The sequence below is a fragment of the Polaribacter sp. OB-PA-B3 genome, from assembly GCF_054589375.1.
Genome location: NZ_BAAIIX010000002.1, coordinates 145,418 through 169,083, shown reverse-complemented (window position 1 = coordinate 169,083; position 23,666 = coordinate 145,418). Strand labels below are relative to the sequence as shown.

At 29.5% G+C, this 23,666-nt stretch carries 23 protein-coding genes; 12 read left to right on the top strand and 11 right to left on the bottom strand.

Features of this window, described 5'->3' with window-relative positions:
• The 9 genes from hisA to ACYPV9_RS04365 form a co-directional block, all read right to left on the bottom strand.
• On the bottom strand, positions 1-738 hold the full coding sequence (gene hisA / locus ACYPV9_RS04405) for a 1-(5-phosphoribosyl)-5-[(5-phosphoribosylamino)methylideneamino]imidazole-4-carboxamide isomerase (RefSeq protein ID WP_299060723.1): 738 nt from the start codon (positions 736-738) through the stop codon (positions 1-3).
• A gap of 71 nt (positions 739-809) precedes the next feature.
• Positions 810-1,391, bottom strand: coding sequence for an imidazole glycerol phosphate synthase subunit HisH (hisH, locus tag ACYPV9_RS04400; protein ID WP_459741876.1), 582 nt, complete (start codon positions 1,389-1,391; stop codon positions 810-812).
• Between the two features lie 54 nt (positions 1,392-1,445).
• A complete protein-coding gene (gene hisB / locus ACYPV9_RS04395) occupies positions 1,446-2,585 on the bottom strand; it encodes a bifunctional histidinol-phosphatase/imidazoleglycerol-phosphate dehydratase HisB (RefSeq protein ID WP_459741874.1) in 1,140 nt (379 codons plus the stop codon).
• A gap of 39 nt (positions 2,586-2,624) precedes the next feature.
• Positions 2,625-3,680, bottom strand: a complete 1,056-nt coding sequence (gene hisC / locus ACYPV9_RS04390; RefSeq protein ID WP_459741872.1) for a histidinol-phosphate transaminase — start codon at positions 3,678-3,680, stop codon at positions 2,625-2,627.
• A gap of 37 nt (positions 3,681-3,717) precedes the next feature.
• Positions 3,718-4,998 carry a histidinol dehydrogenase gene (hisD, locus tag ACYPV9_RS04385; protein WP_459741870.1) on the bottom strand — a complete coding sequence of 427 codons (1,281 nt, stop codon included), beginning with the start codon at positions 4,996-4,998 and terminating at the stop codon, positions 3,718-3,720.
• A gap of 152 nt (positions 4,999-5,150) precedes the next feature.
• The gene (gene hisG, locus ACYPV9_RS04380) at positions 5,151-6,008 is read right to left on the bottom strand and encodes an ATP phosphoribosyltransferase (protein WP_459741868.1); all 858 of its coding nucleotides are present in this window, start codon (positions 6,006-6,008) and stop codon (positions 5,151-5,153) included.
• A gap of 336 nt (positions 6,009-6,344) precedes the next feature.
• A complete protein-coding gene (locus tag ACYPV9_RS04375; protein ID WP_299060735.1) occupies positions 6,345-7,592 on the bottom strand; it encodes an aminotransferase class I/II-fold pyridoxal phosphate-dependent enzyme in 1,248 nt (415 codons plus the stop codon).
• 87 nt (positions 7,593-7,679) lie between these two features.
• A complete protein-coding gene (locus ACYPV9_RS04370) occupies positions 7,680-8,678 on the bottom strand; it encodes a PLP-dependent cysteine synthase family protein (protein WP_299060738.1) in 999 nt (332 codons plus the stop codon).
• A 114-nt stretch (positions 8,679-8,792) separates the two neighbouring features.
• On the bottom strand, positions 8,793-10,895 hold the full coding sequence (locus tag ACYPV9_RS04365; RefSeq protein WP_459741865.1) for a S9 family peptidase: 2,103 nt from the start codon (positions 10,893-10,895) through the stop codon (positions 8,793-8,795).
• 134 nt (positions 10,896-11,029) lie between these two features.
• On the opposite strand from ACYPV9_RS04365, the gene ACYPV9_RS04360 reads away from it, so the two are divergent.
• Together ACYPV9_RS04360 and ACYPV9_RS04355 are read left to right on the top strand one after the other, a co-directional pair.
• Positions 11,030-11,353, top strand: coding sequence for a YbaB/EbfC family nucleoid-associated protein (locus tag ACYPV9_RS04360; RefSeq protein WP_079738743.1), 324 nt, complete (start codon positions 11,030-11,032; stop codon positions 11,351-11,353).
• Positions 11,354-11,472: 119 nt separating this feature from the next.
• The gene (locus ACYPV9_RS04355) at positions 11,473-14,070 is read left to right on the top strand and encodes an AsmA family protein (RefSeq protein WP_459741863.1); all 2,598 of its coding nucleotides are present in this window, start codon (positions 11,473-11,475) and stop codon (positions 14,068-14,070) included.
• Between the two features lie 40 nt (positions 14,071-14,110).
• Here ACYPV9_RS04355 and ACYPV9_RS04350 read toward each other — a convergent pair whose 3' ends face one another.
• Together ACYPV9_RS04350 and rocD are read right to left on the bottom strand one after the other, a co-directional pair.
• Complete coding sequence (locus ACYPV9_RS04350) at positions 14,111-14,554, bottom strand: hypothetical protein (protein ID WP_299060753.1); 444 nt, start codon at positions 14,552-14,554, stop codon at positions 14,111-14,113.
• Between the two features lie 114 nt (positions 14,555-14,668).
• Entirely contained in the window at positions 14,669-15,943 is a 1,275-nt protein-coding gene (gene rocD / locus ACYPV9_RS04345; RefSeq protein WP_299060756.1) for an ornithine--oxo-acid transaminase, read from the bottom strand.
• 335 nt (positions 15,944-16,278) lie between these two features.
• Between rocD and rlmD the strand changes: the two genes are divergently transcribed.
• The 10 genes from rlmD (at position 16,279) to ACYPV9_RS04295 (ending at position 23,588) form a co-directional block, all read left to right on the top strand.
• The gene (rlmD, locus tag ACYPV9_RS04340) at positions 16,279-17,730 is read left to right on the top strand and encodes a 23S rRNA (uracil(1939)-C(5))-methyltransferase RlmD (protein ID WP_459741861.1); all 1,452 of its coding nucleotides are present in this window, start codon (positions 16,279-16,281) and stop codon (positions 17,728-17,730) included.
• 81 nt (positions 17,731-17,811) lie between these two features.
• Positions 17,812-18,108, top strand: a complete 297-nt coding sequence (locus ACYPV9_RS04335; protein WP_299060761.1) for a 4a-hydroxytetrahydrobiopterin dehydratase — start codon at positions 17,812-17,814, stop codon at positions 18,106-18,108.
• A 31-nt stretch (positions 18,109-18,139) separates the two neighbouring features.
• On the top strand, positions 18,140-18,631 hold the full coding sequence (locus ACYPV9_RS04330) for a DUF6452 family protein (protein ID WP_459741858.1): 492 nt from the start codon (positions 18,140-18,142) through the stop codon (positions 18,629-18,631).
• Positions 18,612-19,331, top strand: a complete 720-nt coding sequence (locus ACYPV9_RS04325) for a DUF6048 family protein (protein WP_299060767.1) — start codon at positions 18,612-18,614, stop codon at positions 19,329-19,331. The genes ACYPV9_RS04330 and ACYPV9_RS04325 overlap by 20 nt, the downstream gene beginning before the upstream one ends.
• A 65-nt stretch (positions 19,332-19,396) precedes the next feature.
• The gene (locus tag ACYPV9_RS04320; RefSeq protein WP_299060770.1) at positions 19,397-20,344 is read left to right on the top strand and encodes an isopenicillin N synthase family dioxygenase; all 948 of its coding nucleotides are present in this window, start codon (positions 19,397-19,399) and stop codon (positions 20,342-20,344) included.
• A 74-nt stretch (positions 20,345-20,418) separates the two neighbouring features.
• Entirely contained in the window at positions 20,419-20,742 is a 324-nt protein-coding gene (locus ACYPV9_RS04315; RefSeq protein WP_299060772.1) for a translation initiation factor, read from the top strand.
• A gap of 11 nt (positions 20,743-20,753) precedes the next feature.
• The gene (locus ACYPV9_RS04310) at positions 20,754-21,698 is read left to right on the top strand and encodes a DUF1835 domain-containing protein (protein WP_459741855.1); all 945 of its coding nucleotides are present in this window, start codon (positions 20,754-20,756) and stop codon (positions 21,696-21,698) included.
• Between the two features lies 1 nt (position 21,699).
• Positions 21,700-22,569, top strand: coding sequence for a nucleoside phosphorylase (locus tag ACYPV9_RS04305; RefSeq protein ID WP_299060778.1), 870 nt, complete (start codon positions 21,700-21,702; stop codon positions 22,567-22,569).
• Positions 22,569-23,429 carry a substrate-binding domain-containing protein gene (locus ACYPV9_RS04300; protein ID WP_459741853.1) on the top strand — a complete coding sequence of 287 codons (861 nt, stop codon included), beginning with the start codon at positions 22,569-22,571 and terminating at the stop codon, positions 23,427-23,429. The genes ACYPV9_RS04305 and ACYPV9_RS04300 overlap by 1 nt, the downstream gene beginning before the upstream one ends.
• Positions 23,430-23,447: 18 nt before the next feature.
• A complete protein-coding gene (locus ACYPV9_RS04295; protein ID WP_299060784.1) occupies positions 23,448-23,588 on the top strand; it encodes a hypothetical protein in 141 nt (46 codons plus the stop codon).
• Positions 23,589-23,666: the final 78 nt, after the last annotated feature.

Genomic DNA, 23,666 nt, shown 5'->3' with positions numbered 1-23,666 from the left:
TTATTGACTGATTATAAAATTCTCTAATTGTTTTAAACTTATTTTATTCTCGTAAATCGCTTTTCCTATGATTACACCCTCACAACCATTTTCTGCCAACTTTGGCAATTCATCAAAAGATGAAATTCCGCCAGATGCAATTAATTTTAAAGGGTTTATATCATGTAATATTTGCTCATACATTTCAAAACTTGGTCCTTGTAGCATTCCATCTTTAGAAATATCTGTACAAATTACATACTGAATTCCTTTTTGCTGATAATCAGAAATAAACGGAATTAATTCTAAAGAACTTTCTTCTTGCCAACCATTTGTAGCTATTTTTCCTCCTGAATTATCAGGATAAAAATCGGCACCTAAAATTATTTTTTCTGATCCATATTTGGCAATCCAGCTTTCAAAAATTTCTTTATTTTTAACAGCAATACTTCCTCCTGTAATTTGATTTGCGCCAGAATTAAAAGCAATTTCTAAATCTTTGTCAGATTTTAAACCACCACCGAAATCAATTTTTAAATTCGTTTTAGAAGCAATATGTTCTAATACTTTATAATTGATAATTTCACTCGCTTTTGCTCCATCTAAATCTACAACATGTAAATATTCGATTCCTGCAGCTTCAAATTCTTTAGCAACTTCTAAAGGATTTTCATTATAAATTTTCTTTGTATCGTAATCTCCTTTTGTTAAACGAACACATTTTCCGTCTATAATATCTATGGCTGGTATTATTCTCATTATTTTAACTTTTGGCTTTTGGCTTTTGGCTTTTAGCGAACTGCTAAATGCAAATAGCAAAAGGCATAATTTTATAAATTTAGAAAGTTTTTTAAAATTTGTTCACCTGCTTTTGATGACTTCTCTGGATGAAACTGTACTCCGTAAAAATTATCTTTTTGTAAAGCTGATGCGTATTCTAATTCGTAATCTGTAGTTGCTATTGCTTCTTTACAGTTTTCTGCATAAAAACTATGTACCAAATACATAAACTCTTTTTCTTTAATCCCTGTAAATAAATCTGAATTTAGATTATAAATTACATTCCATCCCATCTGTGGGACTTTTACAACATTAGAAAACTTTTTAACATCGACATCAAAAATTCCTAAACCTTGCGTATTTCCTTCTTCAGATGAATTACACATTAATTGCATACCTAAACAAATTCCTAATACAGGTTGTTTTAAAGTAGGAATCACTTTATCTAAACCACTTTCTTTTAACATTTTCATTGCAGAACTTGCTTCTCCTACTCCCGGGAAAATAACTTTATCAGCAGCTTTTATTTCATCAATATTATTAGATAAAATAGCATCTACACCTAAACGCTTAAAAGCAAACTGAATACTTTTAATATTTCCTGCTCCGTAATTTATAATTACTACTTTCATTTTTTAACTTTTAGCTTTTGGCTATTAGCAAAATACTAACAGCTATAAGCAATTTTACAACACTCCTTTTGTTGATGGTAAAAACATTTTGTTCGCATCTCTTTTTACAGCCATTTTCATTGCTTTTGCAAAAGCTTTAAAAATTCCTTCTATTTTATGATGCTCATTATCTCCTTCTGCCTTTATATTTAAGTTACATTTTGCGCCATCTGTAAACGATTTAAACAAATGTAAAAACATTTCTGTTGGCATGTCACCAATCATTTCTCGTTTAAAATCGGCTTCCCAAACTAACCAAGGTCTTCCTCCAAAATCTACAGCTGCTTGCGCTAAACAATCATCCATTGGTAAACAGAATCCGTAACGTTCTATGCCTAATTTATTTCCAAGGGCTTTATGAAATAATTCACCTAAAGCAATCATTGTATCTTCTATGGTATGATGCTCATCTACTTCTAAATCGCCATCTACTTTCACCGTTAAATCCATAGCACCGTGACGCCCAATCTGATCTAACATATGATCAAAAAACTTAACACCAGTATCAATATTATTCTTACCAGAACCGTCTAAATTTAGTTTGATATAAATCTTAGTTTCGTTGGTATTTCTAGTAATTTCTGATACTCGATCTTCTAATTTTAAGAACTCATAAATCTCTTTCCAGTCTGTAGAAGTTAACGCAATACAATCTAAAATTTCTTGTTTTGAAGTTTCAATTTCATCGGCACCTAATTCTGGATTTTCAGATAAAAAGATTCCTTTTGCCCCAAGATTTTTTGCTAATTCCATATCTGTGATTCTATCACCTAAAACAAAAGAATTTTCTAAGTCATAATCTTCAGAAAAATATTTAGTTAGCAAACCTGTTCTTGGTTTTCTTGTTTCTGCATTTTCATGCGGAAAGGTTTTGTCTATACAAACTTCAGAGAAAACAACGCCTTCTTTTTCGAAAGCAGAAATCACCTTGTTTTGTGCGGGCCAAAAGGTATCTTCAGGAAAAGATTCTGTACCCAAACCATCTTGATTGGTTACCATAACCAACTCAAAATCTAATTCTTCGGCAATTCTTGCCATGTATCTAAAAACCTTAGGATAATATTCTAACTTTTCTAAACTATCTAATTGATAATCTACTGGCGGTTCTAAAACTAACGTTCCGTCTCGGTCTATAAATAGTACTTTTTTACTCATTTTAATATATTTTATCGAATTCTAAAACTCAGAATTACTTTACACAAGAGATTTTAAAGCTCTTAATAATTTTTGATTTTCTTCGCAAACACCAACACTAATTCTTAAACAGTTTTGGCATAGTGGCTGTGTTGTTCTATTTCTAATAACTACCCCTAATTCTATTAATTGATTGTATCTTTTTGTGGCATTATCTACTTTTATCAATAAAAAATTACCATCAGAAGGATACACTTTTTCAATAAAATCTACACAACATTCTAATTCTTTCTTTAAACGATCTCGCTCACTTTTTAATTGGGATATTTCATTATTAATTTCATCCATTTTTTGCAAACGACTTATGGCTCTTTGTTGTGTTAATTCGTTTACGTTATAGGGAGGTTTAATAGTGTTTAAAATGTTAATGATTTCTGTTGATGCATAACAAATACCTAAACGAATTCCGGCTAAACCATATGCTTTAGAAAGTGTTTGAGTTACTATTAAATTAGGATACTTTTGTAAACTTTGCAACCAGCTTTCATCTTCAGAGAAATCTATATAAGCTTCATCTAAAACAACTAAACCTTTAAATTTTAGTAATAATTCTTTAACCGCAGGCACTGTAAAACTGTTACCTGTTGGATTATTTGGTGAACATAAAAATAAAATTTTACTATTCTTATCTGCCGTTTTTAATATTTGTGAAACTTTTGGTTGAAAATTATCATCTAATAAAACTTCTCTATTTTCTATAGCGTTGATATTAGCTAACACATTATACATACCATATGTTGGTGGTAATGTTATGATATTGTCTTTATTAGGTTCGCAAAATGCTCTAAAAATTAAATCTAAAACCTCATCACTTCCATTTCCTAACAAGATATTTTCTTTTGAGACATCTTTAATAGTAGCCAATAAATCTTTTACTGAATTTTGTTGAGGATCTGGATATCTATTTACACCATTTTCGAAAGGATTTTCATTTGCATCTAAAAAAATCATTTCTGTTGTAGCAACATCTTTATACTCATCTCTTGCAGAAGAGTATGGTTTAATTCCTTTGATGTTATCTCTAACTAAATCACTAATAATTTTACTTGTTTTCATACCAAAATAACTCTAAAAAAGAGCAACATTATTTATTTTACAAATCTTTTAAACGAATAGAAACTGCATTTTTATGCGCTTGTAAACCTTCTGCTTCTGCCATTAATTCTATTGCATTACCAATAGTTTTTATTCCTTCTTTAGAAATTTTCTGAAAAGTAATACTTTTTGTAAAACTATCTAAATTTACACCAGAATACGATTTAGAAAAGCCATTTGTTGGCAATGTATGATTTGTACCTGATGCATAATCGCCAGCACTTTCTGGTGTATAATTTCCTATAAAAACAGAACCTGCATTTTCTATGTTATCAACATAAAAGTCATTATCGTTAGTACAAACAATAAAATGCTCTGGTCCGTATTCATTAATTAATTCTAATGCAATTTTATCGTTTTCAACATAAATTGATTTCGAATTTGCAATGGCTTTCGATGCAATTTCTTTTCTTGGTAATTGCTCTAATTGACTTGCTACTTCTTTAGAAACCTCTGCTATTAATTTTTCTGATGTGGAAACTAAAATAACCTGACTATCTACACCATGTTCTGCCTGACTTAATAAATCTGAAGCCACATAACTTGCATTAGCTGTATCATCTGCTACTACTAACAATTCACTTGGTCCTGCTGGCATATCTATGGCAACACCAAACTTTGTAGAAAGTTGTTTTGCAACTGTAACAAATTGATTTCCTGGTCCGAAAATTTTATAAACTTGCGGTATTGTTGCTGTACCAAAAGTTAAGCCCGCAATTGCTTGAATTCCGCCAACTTTTATAATTTTAGTTACTCCACATAAATTTGCTGCAAATAAAATTGCCGGATTTATTTTACCTTCTTTATTTGGCGGAGAACATAAAACTATTTCTTTACAACCGGCAATTTGTGCCGGAATAGCTAACATTAACACTGTAGAAAATAATGGTGCTGTGCCTCCAGGAATGTATAAACCTACTTTTTGAATGGCTCTTTTTTCTTGCCAACAAGAAACTCCGTTTGCTGTTTCTACTGTAACTTTATCTGTTTTTTGAGCTTTATGAAAATTTGTAATATTTGTCTTAGCTAATTGTATTGCTTCTTTTAAGTCTGAAGAAACTAATGTAATTGCTTCTTCTATTTCACTCGAAGAAACCAATGTTTTATCTAAAGAAACACCATCAAACTTAGTTGTGTATTTATTAACAGCTGTATCTCCGTTTTTTTGTACATCTAAAAAAACTTCATTTACAATGCCTTCAATATCATCAACGGTTTTTGTTGGTCTTTCTAAAATTTTATTCCAATCTTTTTTTGATGGATTATTAATGATTTTCATAATTTATTGTCTCTTATAAATTTGCTATCGCGTTAGGGATTGCAGCAATTGTTTGAGCTCTTTTTTCTTTTTCTGAAAAAAAGCGAGTGCGAAAAGCCCGTTAAAACGCCCAAAAAAACATTTTTATTTATTTTTTAAATACTGAAACGAGTTTAAAGCACCATTTTTTCGATCGGACAAACTAAAATTCCTTCTGCACCGTTGGCCTTAAGTTCGTCTATAATTTCCCAAAACTCATTTTTATTGATAACTGTGTGTACAGAACTCCAACCTTTTTCTGCTAAAGGTAATACTGTAGGACTTCTCATACCTGGTAATAAACTTAAAATATTTTCTAATTTATCATTAGGTGCGTTTAACAATACATATTTAGAATTTCTACCTTTTAATACAGATTGAATTCTAAACTGAATTTTATTTAAAATTGCCTTTCTTTCTTCTGAAATTTTTGGTGAAACTGCTAAAACTGCTTCAGATTTTAAAAGTACTTCAATTTCTTTTAAACCGTTTTTAAACAATGTACTTCCACTAGATACGATATCACAAATTCCGTCTGCTAAACCAATGTTTGGTGCAATTTCTACAGAACCATTAATTTGGTGTAATTGAGCATCGATATTTTGCGCTTTTAAAAACTTTTTTACTGTTTCTGGATATGATGTTGCTATTCTTTTACCTGCTAAATCTTTTAAAGAGTTTGCATTAGAATCTTTTGGTACAGCAATAGAAACTTTACATTTAGAAAAACCTAAACGCTCTACAAATTCTATATCACTTCCTTTTTCTATTAATACGTTTTCGCCAATAATAGCTGCATCTACAACACCATCTTTTAGGTATTGAGGAATATCGCCATTTCTTAAATAAAACACTTCTACTGGAAAATCTCTAGCTGCTGCTTTTAATTGATCTTTACCATTATCGATAGAAATACCGATGTCTTTTAAGATTCTCATTGAATCTTCGTTTAATCTTCCTGATTTTTGTACTGCTATTCTTAAATTACTCATTTTGTTTTATTTGATGTTTGAACAAATACGGTTTTAAAATGAAAAAACCCGCTTGATTTGCTCAAACGGGTTTATAAATATCTTGATTTTATTCAATACACTTTTAGATCGCTTGATTGCAATTGTAAAAATGATGATGATGTGATTGAATAAAATTCATGTTCTTTTTTTATATATGCAAATATTCTAAATTTATTTTTAATTAAACAAACTATATCTGTAAAATTTTAATTAAAGTTGAATATTTATCAAAATTTAGATTTTTGTTGAAATTTTAAGCAAAAAAAAAATGCAACACTAAAATATGCTGCATTTTTAAAATATTTCTAAAAAATATTATGCCATTTGGGCTGCTATTTTTTTGTAAGTACCGTTTTCTAATTTTTCTCTAATTGCAGAAAAAGCAGTAATTGTTTCGTCGATATCTTCTTGTGTATGAGTTGCAGTTGGTATTAACCTTAAAATAATTAAACCTTTTGGTATAACAGGATATACAACAATAGAACAGAAAATTCCGTGATTTTCTCTTAAATCGTTTACCATTGCCATCGCCTCAGGAATATCTCCTTTTAAGAATACAGGCGTAATACACGTTTGTGTTGTTCCTAAATCGAAACCAGCATTTCTTAGACCAGATTGTAACGCATTTGTGTTTTCCCACAATTTAGTTTTTAATTCTGGCATTGTTCTAATCATATCTAAACGTTTTAAAGCACCTTTAACCATAGCCATTGGTAAAGATTTTGCAAACATTTGAGATCGTAAATTGTACTGTAAATATTGTATTACATCTGCATCACCAGCTAAGAATGCGCCAATACCTGCCATAGATTTTGCAAAAGTTGCAAAGTAAACATCAATATCATCTTGTACACCTTGTTCAAAACCAGTACCTCTACCGTCTTTACCTAAGGTACCAAAACCATGAGCATCATCAACTAAAAGCCTAAAGTTATATTCTTTTTTAAATGCAACTATTTCTTTTAAACGACCTTGCTCTCCTCTCATTCCGAAAACACCTTCAGAAATTACAAGAATTCCTCCTCCGGTTTTTTCTGCCATTTTAGCGGCACGTTTAATGTTTTTCTCGAAACTTACCATATCGTTATGACGATACACAAAACGTTTACCAGAATGCAAACGTACACCATCGATAATACAAGCGTGCGTATCCATATCATAAACAATAATATCGTTTTTAGTAACCAATGCGTCTATTGCAGACATAATACCTTGGTAACCAAAATTTAATAAATATGCTTTTTCTTTATCAACAAACTCTGCACATTCTCTTTCTAATTGCTCATGTAAAGGCGTGTGACCAGACATCATTCTAGCACCCATTGGGTAAGCCATACCATGTTCTAATGCAGCTTCTCCATCAACTTTTAATATTTCTGGGTGATTTGCTAAACCTAAATAATCATTAATACTCCAAGTAACTACTTTTTTTCCGTTGAAAGACATTCTATTAGAAATTGGTCCTTCTAGCTTTGGAAAAACATAATATCCTTCTGCTTTATCTGCCCATTTACCTAGCGGGCCTTTATCTTTTACAATTCTATCAAATAAATCTGTCGTCATTTTGTCTTCTGTTTTTTGAAGTTTGCAAAGTTAACAATTTTTAACAGTTTATACAATTAAGCTAAAAAGAGAAGAAAAAGAAAGTTTTTAGTCTAAAAATCCTTGATTTTGCATCCAAGAATCATTATAAATTTTATTTAAATATCTAGAGCCGTGATCTGGAAAAATTACTACAACAAAGCTATCTTTGTCAAAAAAATTCATAGCATTATATTGCTTGGTAGCCTGCATTACAGCACCACTTGTATAACCACAAAACAAACCCTCTTGTTTTACAATATCTCTTGCTGCAAATGCAGCTTCTTTGTCTGAAACCTTTTCGTAGACATCTATAACATCAAAATCTGTAGCTGTAGGAATTAACGTTTTTCCTAATCCTTCTATTTTATATGGTTTGATCTCATTTGCATCAAATTCACCTGTTTCATGAAACTTTTTTAAAACAGAACCTATTGCATCTACTCCAAGAATTTTTATATTCGGATTTTGTTCTTTTAAATATTTACCTGTTCCAGAAATAGTTCCACCCGTTCCGCTTGCGGCTACAAGATGCGTAATTCTACCTTCTGTTTGTTTCCAAATTTCTGGTCCTGTAGATCTATAATGTGCTTCAATATTTAACTCGTTAAAATATTGATTAATGTATACAGAATTTTTAGTTTTTTTATGAATTGTTTTGGCTACTTCGTAATAAGATCTAGGATCATCTGCAGCAACATTTGCCGGACAAACATGTACCTCTGCTCCCATTGTTTTTAACAAATCAATCTTATCTTGTGAAGACTTATCACTAACTGCCAAAATACATTTGTATCCTTTTACAATACTAATCATTGCTAAACTAAACCCAGTATTACCCGAAGTTGTTTCTACAATTGTAGCTCCTTTTTTAAGAATACCTTTCTTTTCCGCATCATTAATAATATGTAATGCAATTCTGTCTTTTGAAGAATGACCAGGATTAAAAGCTTCTACCTTAGCAAAAAAATTACCTTTAAAATTCTTTGTGATGTTACGAAGTTTAATTAATGGTGTTTCTCCTACTAATTCTAAAATACTATTATTAATTGCGCTGTTCTTTGCCATTCTACATACATAAATAAAACATCATTATTATTTTAATAATGATGTTTGATAGTCCTTTTACCGTTTGCAAAAGTACATTTTCGATTTGAAATATAAAATTGAATTAAAATTAAATTATTCGATGTTAATTTTATCTTCTAACGCCAACAAAAACGAGTAATCTTTTGCTGTTTCCTTTAAAGAATCAAAACGACCAGATGCACCTCCATGGCCTGCTTCCATATTTGTTCTTAGCAACAATATATTATTATCAGTTTTTAATTCTCTTAATTTTGCAACCCATTTTGCAGGTTCCCAGTATTGAACTTGAGAATCATGAAAACCAGTAGTTACTAAAATATTTGGATAATCTTGTGCTTTGACTTGATCGTATGGTGAATACGATTTTATATAATCGTAATATTTTTTGTCGTTAGGATTTCCCCACTCGTCATATTCACCTGTTGTTAAAGGTATAGATTCATCCATCATTGTAGAAATAACATCTACAAAAGGAACTGCTGCTATGATTCCGTTGTATAATTCTGGATTCATATTTACAATTGCACCCATTAATAATCCGCCAGCAGAACCACCCATTGCATATAAATGTGCTGCAGAAGTGTAATTATTTTCTATTAAAAATTTAGAACAATCTATAAAATCTGTAAACGTATTTTTTTTATTTAACATTTTACCATCTTCATACCAGTTTCTACCCAAATATTCACTACCACGAATATGTGCCAATGCATACACAAAACCTCTATCTAACAGGCTTAATCTAGTCGAAGAAAATCCGTCTGAAACTGTATAACCATAAGACCCGTAAGCATATTGTAACAATGGTGTGTTTTTATTTAAAACAGTGTCTTTATGATATACTAAGGAAACTGCTACTTTTTTACCATCTCTAGCAGTAACCCAAACACGTTCACTTTTATAATTTTCTTTTTTGAATTTCCCTCCTAATATTTCTTGTTCCTTTTTTATTTCTTTCGATTTATTTTTCATGTTAAAATCGATAATAGATGCAGGTGTTGTCATCGAAGTATAAGAATATCGTATCACATCTGTATCAAAATCTGGATTTGCATAAACACCTACCGAATAAGTTTCTTCTGTAAATGGTAAAAAGTAATCTTCTACATTATCCCAACGCTTAATTCTGATTCTATTTAAACCATTTGTGCGTTCTTCTAAAACTAAATACTCTTTAAAAATAGAGAAATCTTCTAACAGGGTATCTTCTCTATGCGGAATTACATCTACCCAATTTTTTTTTTCTGTTTTAGTTACAGGCGTTTTCATCAACTTAAAATTAGTTGCATCATCCTTATTTGTTAATAAATAAAAATGATCTTCAAAATGAGAAACGCTGTATTCTAAATCTCGTTCTCTAGCCTGTAGCATTGTAAATTTACCTGTAGGATTATCTGCGTCTAAAAATTGTGCTTCTGTAGAAACTGTGCTGCTAGAACCAATTATAATATATTTGTCTGATTTAGATTTTGTAACGTACGCATTAAAAGTTTCGTCTTTTTCATGGTAAACTTCTACATCTTCAGAAGTTGGTGTACCTAATACGTGTCTGTAAATTTTTTCACTTCTTAATGTATGCGGATTCTTTTTGGTATAAAAAATTGTCTTATTATCATTTGCCCAAACAGAAGCTCCTGTGGTGTTTTCTATAATATCTTTATAAATTTCACCCGTTTCTAAGTTTTTTATCCTCAAAAAATACTGTCTTCTACTAACGGTATCTGTAGCAAAAATTACCAATTTATTATCCAAAGAAACATTTAAACCACCTAATTGAAAATAGTCAAAATCTTTAGCTAATTCATTTACATTAAATAATATTTGCTCTTCTGCGTCTAAATTACCTTTTTTTCTACTAAAAATAGGATATTGCATTCCTTTTTCAAAACGGGTTATATAAAAATAACCATTACTTTTATAAGGCACAGAAGAATCATCTTCTTTAATTCTGCCTTTCATTTCTTCAAACAAGTTCTCTTCGAAATTTCTTGAAGAAGCTGTAACTTTATCGTGATAAATATTTTCTTCCTCTAGGTAATTTATAACTTTGGTAGTATGCTTATCTCTAACTTCAGATAGTTTTTGAGCATCAGACAAACGCATCCAAAAATAATTATCTATTCTAACATCGCCATGCTTTTCTAAGGTTGTTATTTCTTTATCTGCAACGGGTGCTTTTATATCTATATTTTTCATTACTTCATTTTTTTAAAGCAGTTGCAAAAATAAGATTATTAAAGCGAGTTTACCGTAAATATTTTCTCAATTTTAGACTCTATTTTTCTATTATGAATTCGTAAATTTGTAACCTAATTTTAAATTAAAAAAAGATGTTTGGAGATATTTCTGGAATGATGAATAAGCTAAAAGAAGCGCAACAAGAAGTAGAAAAAACAAAAACAAGATTAAATTCTGTTTTAATTGATGAAGTAACGGCAGACAAAAAAATTCAAGTAACACTTACAGCTAATAGAGAAATTAAAGCAATTACAATAGATCCTTCTTTACTCTCTGATGCCGAAGAATTAGAAGATTATTTAATCTTAACTTTAAATAAAGCGATTGCAAAGGCTTCTAAAATTAACGAAGACGAAATGGCTGCTGCAGCAAAAACTAATATGCCAAATATACCAGGTATGGATATGTTTAAATAACAACATACGTTCATTAATAAAAAATTAACTCAATTGAGTTACTTTTAACAGTATATAAAGTAAAATACCTCTTTTAAAAGAGGTATTTTTGTATGTATTAATTTATAATAATACTTATTATGATGAAAAATAAAAACCAAACTTCTCTTGGTAAAAAAATATTAAAATGGGTTGCAGTTACAATGCTAGTTGTATTAATTGCTTTAATATCTGTTCCGTTTTTATTTAAAGATAAAATTGTACAAATGGTTTCTAACACCATTAACAATAACGTAAATGCAACTGTAAGTTTTCAAGATACAAATTTAAGTCTTTTAAGAAATTTTCCTTTAGCCAGTTTAAAAGTAAACGATATCAATATTACTAATAAAGCACCATTTTTAGGTGATACTCTATTTAATGCCAAAGAGCTTAACTTAAATTTAAAAATTACAGAGCTTTTTAAAAGCGCATCAGAAACATTAGAAATTAATAGTATTTCTGCAAATAACGCTGCAATAAATATTATACTTAACAAAGATAACGTTGGTAATTACGACATCGCTAAAAAATCAGAAAACAATGCAAACAACAATAGCAGCTCTCTTTCTTTAGCTATAAAAGAATATGAATTACAAGATGTAGATTTTAGTTATTTTGATGAAAATACTAAAATTAAATTGGCAGTAGACAGTATTTATCATACTGGTAAAGGTAATTTTGCCCAAGATATTTTAGATTTGGATACAGAAACTACAGCTAAAGTTTCTTTAGAAATGGATAATGTAAATTATTTAAATAAAGTAAATGTAAAGCTAAACGCTATTTTAGGCATCGATTTAAAAAACTTAAAATATTCTTTTAAAGAAAACACAGGTTACATTAATCAATTACCATTAGAGTTCGATGGTTTTATACAACTTGTAGAAGAAAATCAATTATATGATATCACTTTTAAAACACCTACATCTTCTTTTAAAAACCTTTTAGCATTAATGCCTAAACAATATGCAGGCAATTTAAATACCATTAAAACTGAAGGTAATTTTGATTTAAAAGGTATTGTTAAAGGTAACTTATCAGACACTACAATTCCTACTTTAGACATATCATTTGTATCTAAAAATGCAATGTTTAAATACGCAGATTTACCTAAATCTGTAGACAATATTTATTTAGATGCCAATATTATTAATAAAACAGGTCTAACAAAAGACACTTACATTGCAATTAATAACACTTCTTTTAAAATAGATAAAGATGTATTTAATGCAACTGGTAAAATTGCAAATATTACAGACAATCCAACGGTAAATCTAAAAGCGAAAGGAACAATTAATTTAGATAATATTAGTAAAGTGTATCCGGTAGCTTTAGAAAATGAATTAGAAGGTATTTTAACTGCGGATGTTACTACTAATTTTGATATGAATTCTATAGAAAAAGGTAATTACCAAAACATAAGAAATAATGGAAACGTTTCTGTTTCTAATTTTAAATATTCTGGTGAAGATGTTGCAAATCCTTTTATTATTAATAAAACTTCTGTTAAGTTTAATACTAATACAATTACACTAGAAGAATTTAATGCAAAAACTGGAAGTTCTGATTTAGCGGTAAAAGGAAATCTAGAGAATTTCTACGGATTTTTGTTTAAAGATCAAAAGCTAAAAGGAAGTTTTAATCTAAACTCAACTAAGTTTAAAGTTGATGATTTTCTTACAAAATCTGATGAAACTACAACTACCAGCACTAGTAATAAGTTAAAAATACCTGCTTTTTTAGACATTACTTTAAATGCAAACGCAAATACAGTTATTTACGATGATATTAATTTAGAAAAAGTTTCTGGTAAAATTTTAATTAAAGATGAAACCGTTAGTTTAAAAAACTTAAAAACTAGTGTTTTTGGAGGAAATATTGGTTTTGATGGAGAAGTTTCTACAAAAGGAACAACTTCTAAATTTAATATGGATTTAAACTTAAACGAATTAAATATTGCCGATTCTTTTAGCAAATTGGAAATGCTAAAAGCTATTGCACCTATTGCAAAATCTGTAGAAGGTAAAATTAATTCTAAAATAAAAGTTTCTGGTAATTTAGGTGAAGATATGACGCCTCAATTAAAATCTATTTCTGGTGATTTATTAGGACAATTATTAAATACAAAACTAAAAGCTAGCAACTCTAAAGTATTAAGTTTATTAGGTTCTAAAGTAGATTTTTTAGATGTAAATAAATTAAACTTAAACGATGTAAGCGCTTTATTTACATTTAATAATGGTGAAGTTAGCGTAAAACCATTCAATCTTAAATACAAAGATGTTACAATAAATGTTGGTGGTTCTCATGGTTTTGACAATTCTATGAATTATAATATTACTTTTGATGTACCTGTAAAATATTTAGGAACTTCGGTAACAAATGCTATTGCAAAGCTTACACCTAAAGACGCAGCAGAAGTTAAAAGCATTCCGGTAAACGCAACTTTAACGGGTAGTTTTTCTAGCCCTAATTTTTCATCAAACATTAAAAGTGCAACAGAAAATTTAGTGAAGAGTTTGGTAGAAAAACAAAAGCAGAGTTTAATTAATCAAGGTAAAGACAAATTAAAAGATTTATTATCTGGTTCTGATAAAAAAGATTCAACAGCAACCACAGATAAAACAAAAGATAAAATTAAAAATGTTTTAGGCGGACTTTTTAATAAGAAAAAAGATACTACCAAAAATAATTAATAAAAAAAACGGAAGTTAATAACTTCCGTTTTTTTTATTATTATAAAGCACTTGTCATCCCTAGAACACCTACTATAATTCCTAAGAAATATATAGATATCAAGATAATTGTTAAAACACCAATAAATTTATAATGCGACTTTAGCATTTCGAAGGCTTTTGCCAAAACTTCATCATCTTTAGAAATTAAAGCTTTTTTCATTTTTACAGAAAAGTTATATAAATAATAAACTGGTATAATGTAAATTAATGCAAAAACAATATAAGTTATTGTTATAATTAAGCCCATGTCTACAGGTGCAGGTTGCGCAGCAGGAAAATTATTGTACATAGAGCCTATAAAAAAGCTTCCAAAAATCATTAAACCAATTAAAATAAAACCTAGAATAGATAAAAATTTACACCAACTTGCTGTTTCTTTTAGAAACTTTCTAGCGGAATTTGTTAAAGTTAATTGTTCTAATTCTGTAATTGCATTTTGCATATTAAAGTATGTGTTAAGTTAGAAAGAATCAAAAATAATGAAATTATAATTTGATAAAAAAAGAAAGCCACAAAAATAAATTTGTGGCTTTTTATAGTATTGGTAAACTAAGTTTTAAAACTCAGAAATTGTTTTCTTAATAATCGAAATACAATCCATTAATTCTTCTTCTGTCATTACTAAAGGTGGTGCAAAACGAATAATATTACCATGTGTTGGTTTTGCCAACAAACCATTGTCTCTTAATTTAATACAAATATCCCAAGCAGTAGAGCTATCTTCAGAATCGTTAATTAAAATTGCATTTAACAATCCTTTTCCTCTAACAGATTCTACTAAGTGATTATTTTTACAAAACTCTGTTAACTCTGCTCTAAATATCTTTCCTAATTTATCAGCATTAATTGCTAATTTTTCATCAGTAACAACCTCTAATGCTGCCATTGCAACTGCTGCTGCAATAGGGTTTCCACCAAAAGTAGATCCATGGTTTCCTGGTCTAATTACACTCATTACGCTGTCATTTGCTAAAACAGCAGAAACAGGATAAGCCCCACCACTTAAAGCTTTACCTAAAATTAAAACATCTGGTTTCACCTCTGGTGTGCCAGAACAATTCTTCTCTGGACAAGAACAGTTACCACAAGTAGCTAATAATCTACCTGTTCTTGCAATACCAGTTTGTACTTCATCAGCAATAAATAATACATTATGATCTGCACACATTTTTTTTGCTGCGGCTAAATAACCATCAGAAGGCACATAAACACCTGCTTCACCTTGAATAGGTTCAACTAAAAAAGCGGCAATATTATTACTACTTTCTAAGGTTTCTTGCAATTGTTGTAAATTATCATATTCTATTTTATGAAAACCTTTTGTATAAGGACCAAAGTTTTTTCTGGCAACCGGATCGTTAGAAAAAGAAATAATTGTAGTAGTTCTACCATGAAAATTGTTCTCGCAAACTATTATTTCTGCTTTATTTTCATCAATTCCTTTAACTTCATACGCCCATTTCCTGGCAATTTTTAAAGCAGTTTCTACAGCCTCTGCACCAGTATTCATTGGTAAAAGTTTATCAAAACCAAAATATTCTGTTGCAAATTTCTCGTATCTACCAAGCATGTCATTATAAAAAGCTCTAGAAGTTAAGCTTAATGTTTTTGCTTGATTTGTCATTGCATCTACAATTTTTGGATGACAATGCCCTTGGTTAACTGCAGAATATGCAGACAAGAAATCGTAATATTTTTTACCTTCAACATCCCAAACATAAACACCTTCTCCTCTACTTAATACTACCGGAAGTGGATGATAATTGTGTGCACCATGTTTGTTCTCTAATTCTATCGCTTCTTGCGACGTAAGTTTGTCTAAAACAGCCATTTTTATTGTTTTAAGTTTATAAAATAACCATTCCTATTCTACCTTTATCCTTCTGAAAAATTATCAGAAATTCAGCGTGGGAAAGAAATCATCCCCGAAGTTTCACAAAAGTAGTAAAATAAACCTTTTAAATACAAAATTTTTGGGCGTTACCTAAAGGTCGCGCTTTCCACTAAATCTTTTTGTGAAAAACAAAAAGGATACCGTTTCAATCGCTAACGCGTATTGCAAACCTATAAAGTTTTGTAATTTATAATTAATTAAAAGAATTCGTAGCAATAACAAGTACACTAATCAATATCTTTTACTAATTTTGCAGACCAAAATATTTTAAAATGCCACGTAGAGAACGAAACAAGTTTGTAAAGAAAAATCAGGTTTTAGAATTAAAAATTGAAGATTATGCTTTTGGCGGAAAAGGAATTGCAAGAATCCATTCCGAAGAAGGTAGTTTCGTGATTTTTGTTCCTAATACTTTACCTGGTCAGTTGGTAAAAGCACAGATAAGTAAGTCTAGTAAAAAATATGCAGAAGCAAAATTAATAGACGTTTTAGAACCATCGGAAGATGAAGTTGCTGTTCCGTACCAAGATATTCCTGGTGCACCTTACATTCAATTACCTATAGATTTACAGCATAAATACAAACAAGAAAGTACACTTTCTCTATTTAAAAGAATTGGTAAAGTAGAAAATATAGAAGATTTATTCGACGAATTTGTAAAATCGCCAAACGTGTTTCATTATAGAAATAAAATGGAATATGGTTTTTCTGCAATTGGTTACGATAGAGTTCATAAAACAGACAAAGACGAATTTACACTTGGTTTTAAAAGACGCGGTGTTTGGTGGATGGGAGACAATTTAGAGAAAGACTCTGGTTTATTTGACAAGCAATTAGAAGACAATCTAAAAAACATTAGAGAATATTGTAAAGCAACAGGTTTAGAACCTTGGCATGGTCCTAGAAAAACTGGTTTTTTTAGATATTTTGTAGTAAGAAAGTCTTTTAAAACAGACGAGTTATTATGTAATTTAGTAACTACATCACCAGAATTAGAAAATTTTGATTTAGATAAATTTGCAAACTTTTTAAAAGATATTTTCGGAGATCGTTTAGCTGGTTTATTGCATACAATTAACGATGAAACTGGTGATAGAACAATTGCAACTGCAGGCAAATTAGATCTTGTGTATGGTAAAGATAAAATTGTAGAAGAATTATTAGGGTTAAATTTCGAGATTAGCATGAAAAGCTTTTTTCAAACAAACCCAAAATGTGCAGAAAAATTATATTCTAAAGTTGTAGAGTACGTTTTAGAAGATAAAGACAAAGTAGACAACACTGTTGTAATGGATTTATTTTGTGGTACAGGAACCATTGGACAAATTGTAGCTTCTAAAAGCGAAAACGCTAAAATTGTTGGTGTAGATATTGTTGCTTCTGCCATAGAAGATGCAAAGAAAAACGCCAAAAGAAACAATATCGAAGGTTTACAATTTTATGCCGCAGATGTTGGAAAGTTTTTAATTGCACATCCAGAATATCAAAATAAAATTAAAACTATTATTTTAGATCCTGCAAGAGCTGGTATTGCACCAAAAACGCTTAAAAAAATTATCAATCTAAATGCAGACAGAATGGTGTATGTTTCTTGTAATCCGGCAACACAAGCAAGAGACACAGAGTTATTAAGAGAAGCGGGTTATGTTATTAAAAAAATTAGTTTGGTAGATCAATTTCCGCATACAAGTCATATAGAGACAGTAGTTTTATTCGAAAAATAATAAACTTGTTTTAACATCTTTTTAATTCACTTTAAATACATAAAGTTTATATTTAAACGAATTAATTTAAATTATACAAAAATGAAAAAATTAACAGAATTCGAAATTTCTAAAAAACTAGAAAAATTAGTCGATTGGGAGTATTATGATAATGCTTTACATACAGACTTTGAATTTGATAATTTTAAAGATTGTATGTCTGCAATGAATAGAATTGCTTTTGAATGTGAAGCCCTTAATCATCACCCAGAATGGACAAACATTTATAATACTCTAGACATAAAGTTAACAACACACGATGAAGATGGGGTAACAGAATTAGATTTTAAATTAGCTACAGCAATTAATAAAATTGTAGAAGTTGAAGAAGAAGACTAATCTGTAAAATTAAATTAAAACATTTATCTAGATGATAAAAAAACTGATTCCTTTTTTATTGATTACAATCGCTATTTTTTCTGCTTGTGAAAAAGACGATTTTTGTTTACAAAACCCGGTAACACCTAAGTTAATCATAACTTTTTATGACGAAACAAACAGAGAAACCTCTAAAAATGTACAGAGATTATCTGTTTGGTCTGGCACAAAGGATACCATTGCACAATATACAAGTGTAACACAAGATAGCATTGCAATACCTTTAAATTCTTTAACAGAAGAAACAGTTTATTCATTTAAAAAAAATGCAACAGACGGTTCTACTGCGACTAATGAAATTGCAACTTTTACTATTAAATATAACACAGAACAAGAATTCGTTTCTAGATCTTGTGGTTTTAAAGTTATCTTTAACAACGTATCTTTTTCATCAGAAAATAATACATGGATAACTGATTTTACACCAGCAACAATTACGAATTTAAATGACCAAACTACAGCACATGTTCAGATATTTCATTAGTTTTTGTTTTGTATTTAATTTTATAACGGGATATTCTCAAGAGCAAAAAGAGAATCAGAATATAGATATAGTTACAGATTCTATTGTTTATAAAACAAATTACGGACTGCGTTTAGGTGTTGATATTAGCAAACCTATAAAAGGTACTATTGATGGCGCTTATAGTGGCTTTGAAATAGTTGGAGATTATCGACTTAAAAAGAATTTTTATTTAGCCGCAGAAGCTGGTTTCGAAGAGGAAACTTCAAACGAAGATTATTTAAATACAACTTCTAAAGGAAGTTATGTACGTTTAGGATTTAATTACAATGCTTATAAAAATTGGTTAGATATGAATAACGAAATTTTTGTAGGTTACAGATACGGTTTTAGCTTATTTGAGCAAACACTTAACAATTATACACCCAATGTTTCTGATGCAGAAAATGGGAATTATTTTCCGGCTGAATTAAATACGAATGCTTTAACAAGTTCAGGTTTAAACGCACATTGGTCTGAACTTATGTTGGGTATAAAAGCAGAAACTTTTAATAATTTTTACATCGGCTTTAGTGTTTCTTACAAAATAATGATGAGTGTTAAAGATCCAGACGGAGTAAAAGCATTATTTTCTCCTGGTTTTAACAGAATTTTCGAAAGTAATACAGGTTTTGGTTTTAACTATACCTTAAGTTACTTAATCCCTTTTTCAAAAAAATAAGAACACTTTATCAATTACTGAATTTTTAGTAACTTTATAGGCTGTTTTTAAAAAAAACTACAAAGATGAACAAAATACCAAGTGTAAACTTAGCTGATTTTTTATCTGATGATAAAAGTAGAAAGCAAAAATTTATAGACGAAATTGGTCACGCTTATGAAAACATAGGTTTTGTGGCTTTAAAAGGTCATTTTTTAGATGATAAATTAGTGAGTGATTTATATGAAGAAATTAAAAATTTTTTCGAATTACCTGTTGCTACTAAAGAGAAATATGAAATTCCTGGAATTGGAGGACAAAGAGGATATGTCTCTTTTGGAAAAGAATCTGCTAAAGGAAAAAAAGAAGGAGATTTAAAAGAATTTTGGCATTTTGGTCAATATGTAGAAGATGATCCAGAAAGAGCAAAAGAATATCCAGAAAATGTTGTTGTAGAAGAGTTGCCAAAGTTTAATGAAGTTGGTAAAGAAACCTATAAAATGTTAGAAAAAACGGCAAAATACGTTTTGCGTTCTTTAGCATTGCATTTAGGTTTAGAGGAAACATATTTTGATAATTTTATCAAAAACGGAAACAGTATTCTAAGACCAATTCATTACCCACCAATCGAAACAGAACCTAAAGGTGCAGAAAGAGCTGCAGCACACGGAGACATTAATTTAATTACGCTATTAATGGGTGCACAAGGTAAAGGTTTACAAGTGCAAAATCATAAAGGCGAATGGATTGATGCTATGGCAGAACCAGATGAATTAATGATTAATGTTGGTGATATGTTGTCTAGACACAGTAACAACAAACTTAAATCTACAATTCATAGAGTTACAAATCCACCAAAAGAAATGTGGGGAACTTCTAGATATTCCATTCCGTTTTTTATGCATCCAATATCAGAAATGAAACTAGATGTTTTAGAAAATTGTGTTGATGAAAACAACCCAAAACAATTCGAAGATATAACTGCAGGAGAGTTTTTAGATCAACGTTTAAGAGAATTAGGTTTAAAAAAATAATCTTTAAATCAAAAGCGTAATTTAAAATTAAATTACGCTTTTGTGTTTTAAAATATACATATCAAATTATTAAAATGGATTTAAAAGATCAATTAAAAAACCTTTTTCCAGAGCATAAAGAAACCGAAGAACCAAAAAAGGAGAAATCTAATATTTGGTTACAAGATGACCCTATAATTTGTAAATACGAGAAAAGAAAAGGCAAGCCAATTACAATTTTAGAAGGTTATAATGGGGCTACTTCAGATTTTAAAATTTTAGCAAAAGAGATAAAAACAAAATTATCTGTTGGCGGAAGCTTTAAAGATGACAAAATTATAATTCAAGGAGATTATAGAGATAGAATTATGACCATGCTTAAAGACAAAGGTTTTAAAGTAAAAAGAGTTGGCGGTTAATTAAATAATAAATGTTAAACACAACTTTACATATAACTAACGGAGATTGTACTACAAACTACCTAAAAAAACTTCAAGTAAAAGGTAAAATTATAACTTGGAGAGAAATGTTATGTGAAGGTAAAACGTTAACAGATGTTGGTAGCGAAAAATTTTGGAATACAAGATTTAACTTTCTTAATAATAGCTACAATGTTTCTAAAGAAATGTTTATCAATTTAACTTTAAAAGAATACAGAAGCCTTTGCAACACAAAAAACACAAAGGAAATTGTTTTATGGTTTGAACATGATTTATTTTGTCAAGTTAATATGTTGGCTGTTATTTCTTGGTTAAAAAAACATAGAAAAGGTTATGCTATTTTTTTAGTTTGTAGCAGTAAAATTAAAGGTTCTGATAAAATGTTTTCGCTTACAGATTTATCTGAAAATCAAATTTTAGAACACTACAAAAATAAAATTGAATTAACAGAAGATGATATTGAATATGCAGATTATATTTGGCAATTGTATTGTTCTGTTAGCCCGCTACGCTTAGAAACAGTTCTTAAATTTAAACAAAATGTAGCCTTTAAATATTTGGTATCTGCTTTAGAGATTCATTTAAAAAGATTTCCGTCTGTAGAAAATGGTTTAAATATTACTGAAAATTTTATTTTAGAAACTGTAAAAAACCAAACATTATCATCTAAAAAACAGTTGATTAATAAATTATTAGAATTGCAAGAATTTTTTGGGTTTGGCGACAATCAATATAAAACAGCAATCGAAAAACTTAACAATGCATTTTATTCTTTTAATCCTACCAAACTCTCTAAAAAAGGAAAAGAACTACTAGTTAATGAAACGAATTTTTACAGCGTATTACGTTCTGATAATTCGTATCTTGGCGGTTCTAAAAAATATAGTTTTTTGTACAGCAATGCTTCAAAAAAACTACTACAAATAACAACTTAGAATGAGTATACAGCAATCGGAATTAATTTTAAATGCAGATGGAAGCATATATCATCTGAATTTAAAACCAGAAAATATAGCGAACGATATTATTTTTGTTGGCGATCAAGATAGAGTAGATAAAATTACAGATAGATTCGATTCAATAGAATTTACAACACAAAAAAGAGAATTTAAAACAACTACAGGTGTTTATAAAGGCAAAAGATTGTCTGTAATTTCTACAGGTATTGGACCAGATAACATTGATATTGTATTAAATGAACTAGATGCGTTGGTAAACATCGATTTAAATACAAGAAAACCTAAAGACAATTTAACAGCTTTAAATATTGTTAGAATTGGTACTTCTGGTTCTTTGCAAAAAGATATTCCTGTAGATTCATTTTTAATGAGTTCTTTCGGTTTAGATTTAAACGGAATGCTTCACTCCTATCAAATTGATAAAATTTCTAATGCCGATATTGAAAATGCGTTTGTAAAACATACAAATTGGAGCACAAAAAAATCAAATCCGTTATTAGTAAAAAACAGCAGTTCTCTAGAAGAAAAATTATCTTCGGATAAAATTTTTAAAGGAATTACCGCTACCGCAGGTGGTTTTTACGGACCACAAGGTAGAGTTTTACGTTTACCTTTGCAAGATGAGAAAATTAACAGTAAAATAGATTCTTTTAATTTTAATGGTAATAGAATTACAAATTTAGAAATGGAAACTTCGGCAATTTACGGCTTATCAAAATTGTTAGGTCATAATGCCATTTCTATGAATGCGATTATTGCAAATAGAGCAAACGGAACATTTAGTGAAGATTACAAAAAAGTTGTAGAAGATTTAATAGAATATTCGCTTAACAAATTAGCTGAATAATGACAAATTTAAAAGTTGGTGGTGTACCAGAGCACTTTAATTATCCTTGGTATTTAACACTTAAAAATAAAGAATACACAAAAGAGAACATCAATCTTAGATGGCAAGATTTTCCAGGAGGAACTGGAGCCATGTGCAAAGCGTTACGTGCAGGAGAAGTTGACATTGCAATTGTTTTAACAGAAGGGATTATTAAGGATATTGCAGCCGGTAATCCTTCTAAAATAGTTCAAACATTTGTAGAAACTCCGTTAATTTGGGGAATTCATGTTGCAAAAGATTCTAAATTTAAAAAAATTGAAGATTTAGAACACGCAACTATTGCAATTAGTAGATACGGTTCTGGTTCTCATTTAATGGCAATTGTAAATGCTTTTAATCAAGGTTGGAATGTTGAAAATCTTAAATTTAAAGTGATTGGAAATTTACAAGGAGGTATTGATGCACTAACAAATGGTGACGCAGATTATTTTATGTGGGAACACTTTACTACAAAACCTTTGGTAGACAATGGTACTTTTAGAAGAGTAGATAATTGCCCAACACCTTGGCCATGTTTTGTTGTGGCTGTAAGAAACGAAGTTTTAGAAAACAATGCTAGCGAAGTAAAAAAGGTTTTAGATATTATAAATGCTCAAACTACTAATTTCAAAGAAATTGAAGATATCGATAAGATTTTAGCAAAAAGATACGAGCAAAAGCTAGAAGACATCCAGAAATGGTTAAAAATAACTGAGTGGAATGACGGAAAACCAATTACCAAAAATTTAATTACAAGAATTCAAAATAAAATGGTAAGCTTTAACGTTATAGAAGAGAAGAAAAACTCTAAAGAGTTCGTGAAAAATATGTACATTTAAATATTAAAATTTTAAAAAATGAAAAAAATAGTATTTGTTGCAATTTGTATAATAGGCTTCACATGTTTTTCTTCTTGTAGAAGTACTTCTAAACCTTGTGGTTTAGCAGATAGTATAACAACAAACCAAACGACATTAAAACAGATAAATATTTTATAATTTATTTGTTTCTTAATTCCAAATTCAATGAATCCGCTTTTTACAGCGGATTTTTTGTTACAATTTATCAAGATATTT

Coding starts and splice junctions, on each gene's coding strand:
- hisC (WP_459741872.1), bottom strand. CDS start 3,680: ATGAAAACAAGTAAAATTATTAGTGATTTAGTTAGAGATAACATCAAA.
- ACYPV9_RS04315 (WP_299060772.1), top strand. CDS start 20,419: ATGGATTTAAAAGATCAATTAAAAAACCTTTTTCCAGAGCATAAAGAA.
- hisD (WP_459741870.1), bottom strand. CDS start 4,998: ATGAAAATCATTAATAATCCATCAAAAAAAGATTGGAATAAAATTTTA.
- ACYPV9_RS04325 (WP_299060767.1), top strand. CDS start 18,612: ATGTTCAGATATTTCATTAGTTTTTGTTTTGTATTTAATTTTATAACG.
- ACYPV9_RS04320 (WP_299060770.1), top strand. CDS start 19,397: ATGAACAAAATACCAAGTGTAAACTTAGCTGATTTTTTATCTGATGAT.
- hisG (WP_459741868.1), bottom strand. CDS start 6,008: ATGAGTAATTTAAGAATAGCAGTACAAAAATCAGGAAGATTAAACGAA.
- ACYPV9_RS04295 (WP_299060784.1), top strand. CDS start 23,448: ATGAAAAAAATAGTATTTGTTGCAATTTGTATAATAGGCTTCACATGT.
- ACYPV9_RS04375 (WP_299060735.1), bottom strand. CDS start 7,592: ATGACGACAGATTTATTTGATAGAATTGTAAAAGATAAAGGCCCGCTA.
- ACYPV9_RS04360 (WP_079738743.1), top strand. CDS start 11,030: ATGTTTGGAGATATTTCTGGAATGATGAATAAGCTAAAAGAAGCGCAA.
- ACYPV9_RS04350 (WP_299060753.1), bottom strand. CDS start 14,554: ATGCAAAATGCAATTACAGAATTAGAACAATTAACTTTAACAAATTCC.
- hisA (WP_299060723.1), bottom strand. CDS start 738: ATGAGAATAATACCAGCCATAGATATTATAGACGGAAAATGTGTTCGT.
- ACYPV9_RS04355 (WP_459741863.1), top strand. CDS start 11,473: ATGATGAAAAATAAAAACCAAACTTCTCTTGGTAAAAAAATATTAAAA.
- ACYPV9_RS04365 (WP_459741865.1), bottom strand. CDS start 10,895: ATGAAAAATATAGATATAAAAGCACCCGTTGCAGATAAAGAAATAACA.
- rlmD (WP_459741861.1), top strand. CDS start 16,279: ATGCCACGTAGAGAACGAAACAAGTTTGTAAAGAAAAATCAGGTTTTA.
- ACYPV9_RS04305 (WP_299060778.1), top strand. CDS start 21,700: ATGAGTATACAGCAATCGGAATTAATTTTAAATGCAGATGGAAGCATA.
- ACYPV9_RS04330 (WP_459741858.1), top strand. CDS start 18,140: ATGATAAAAAAACTGATTCCTTTTTTATTGATTACAATCGCTATTTTT.
- ACYPV9_RS04335 (WP_299060761.1), top strand. CDS start 17,812: ATGAAAAAATTAACAGAATTCGAAATTTCTAAAAAACTAGAAAAATTA.
- ACYPV9_RS04300 (WP_459741853.1), top strand. CDS start 22,569: ATGACAAATTTAAAAGTTGGTGGTGTACCAGAGCACTTTAATTATCCT.
- hisB (WP_459741874.1), bottom strand. CDS start 2,585: ATGAGTAAAAAAGTACTATTTATAGACCGAGACGGAACGTTAGTTTTA.
- ACYPV9_RS04310 (WP_459741855.1), top strand. CDS start 20,754: ATGTTAAACACAACTTTACATATAACTAACGGAGATTGTACTACAAAC.
- ACYPV9_RS04370 (WP_299060738.1), bottom strand. CDS start 8,678: ATGGCAAAGAACAGCGCAATTAATAATAGTATTTTAGAATTAGTAGGA.
- rocD (WP_299060756.1), bottom strand. CDS start 15,943: ATGGCTGTTTTAGACAAACTTACGTCGCAAGAAGCGATAGAATTAGAG.
- hisH (WP_459741876.1), bottom strand. CDS start 1,391: ATGAAAGTAGTAATTATAAATTACGGAGCAGGAAATATTAAAAGTATT.